Genomic DNA, 2,288 nt, shown 5'->3' on the forward strand with positions numbered 1-2,288 from the left:
ATATATTACTATATATAAGCAAATTAATTAAATTACTTTGTAACACTAACATAAAATTAATAATATAAAATAAGGAAACAGCCTGTATTACCCTTGGATATTTGCTATAAAACATATAAATATTACTTGCAATAAGGCTTATAATCATAAAATTATTCAAACTAGTATATATACCATTAATACTTAAATAAAATGAAAATATGCAAACTAAATAATTAATAAAAAAAATAATTCTCCTACGTAAATTCATCTTTTCATCATTAGATATAAGATAAAAAAACATTAATATTATTATATCTCCTACTAAAAACATATAAAATAAATTATAATCTTTAGTAATTATAGTATGTGCTGATATTCTTTTTAGGAAGTAGCATATTTTCATTGTTAGAATGGTTCCTATCAATGATATCTGAATTATATTTTTTTTGCTCTTCTTTGTGCCTATACTAGATAAAATAATAAAAAAAACGCATAAGAATAAAGAAATAGTTAGTGTATTAAAATTTACAATAAAACCATTCATTACTCCCCCTCCTATTATTCAGTACTAAGCCAAATATATATCAGAAAACTCTAAATCAATAGATTCTCTATCTATTATAATGTTTTCAAGTTTACTTCTATTATCTTTAGTACTTTCTAAATAATTATCTTTAAGAATAACTTCAAATTTACTTCCATAACCTATCTTGCTATTAACTTGAATTTTAGCATGATGTACTGAAGCTAACTTTTTAACAAGATATAACCCAACCCCTGTTCCTTCTGCCGTTCTAGATAAGGATCTATTAACCTGTTCAAAATTTTCGAAAATAAAATCAAGTTTATTACTAGGTATTCCACTACCATTATCTTTAATCGCTATGGTTACATCTTTTTTATCCACTTTTAATAATACTTTTATTTTTCCACCTTTTTCAGTAAATTTTATTGCATTGGATAATAAATTAAGTATAATTTTTTCAATCTTTTCCTTATCCATAAAAATTAGAACTTCCCTTTTATTACTTTCAAATGTTATATTCAAATCTTTAGGCTTTGTATACTCTCTACATAAGTCAACAAGCAATTCTAGATATTTAACTAAATCATAGATTTTATAGTCTCTATAATATATTCCTGCCTCTATTTTGCTTATTTCCTCTATATTATTTAGTAGCCTTTTTAGTCTGTAAGAATTTTGTTTAACAGTTTTTGTATAGCTTCTCATTCCGTCATAATTATATATTTCATTCTTATCACCTAATAGTTTATTCACCTCAAATATAGTGTTTATAGGTTTTTTGATAATAGAAGAAACCCTCGTTAAAAACTCAGTTTTAAACTTATTTCTTTCTTTTATCATCTGAAGCTTATTATATACACTCTCCAACTGTTGTTCTATTTCCAAATCTCTTACTATAATAAGCAAATTATCTTGTTTTGGAACTTGCTCTATTGCTATAGATATCTTTTTATTTTTTTCTTGGTTTAAATAAAAAGTTTTAAAATTAAATTCTTCATTATTTTCTAAATATGTATCTATTGTTTTATTAAAATTCTCTAACCCCATGTCTTTTAACAATCTCATCATATACTTATTAGTATATACTTGCTTTTTAGTATATTTATTTACTAATATAATACCTTCTGGCAAAGTTTGAATTAAGCCATAATAAGTCTCCTTATTTTCATCTAGTTTATTCAAAGCAATTTCATGCTCAGTACAATCGCTAGCAATGCTTAATATCATTTTCTTACCATTTAGCATAAAGGTTGATGATATAAAATCTACAATTTTACCATTTTCTAATTCCAATTTACTTCTTTCTTGTTCTCTTACACCATTTTCTAAGATAAATATGTTATGTAAAAATTCATTCTTACTAGCTTTACTTATTCTTTTTTGTATTTTATCCATAGTCCACACATTCTTTATTGATGAATCTAAGCCAAATATATCCATTCCAATTTTATTAATGTAGCTAATATTATTTCCATCATGAATAAACACTCCATCACTTAATATATCCATTAAATTTTTATATCTAAGTTCACTTCTCTTCAATTTATCTTCCTCTAAAGATAGCTCTGTAATATCTTTTAACTCACATATTATCATTTCTTCATCTTCATAATAATCTTTTACTAAAACTAATTTATACTTTTTATTAAATAATCCTATTTGTAAAAAATTTTCTTTTCCAAAATCCATCTTGCTTATTTTATCAAATATAGATTTTAAGTCTTTATTTAATTCATTACTTATAAAATCATCTAACTTAAACTCTTCTACTTTATAATTA

Annotated in this window: 1 protein-coding gene; it reads right to left on the minus strand. The window is 23.4% G+C overall.

Annotated elements, in window-relative coordinates; translation table 11 throughout:
- Window positions 1-550: 550 nt before the first annotated feature.
- Window positions 551-2,288, minus strand: a 1,738-nt coding sequence (locus tag QX51_RS19225; RefSeq protein WP_152607187.1) for a sensor histidine kinase, incomplete at its 5' end; no start/stop codon positions are given.

The organism is Terrisporobacter othiniensis (assembly GCF_000808015.1).
GTDB lineage: Bacteria > Bacillota > Clostridia > Peptostreptococcales > Peptostreptococcaceae > Terrisporobacter > Terrisporobacter muris.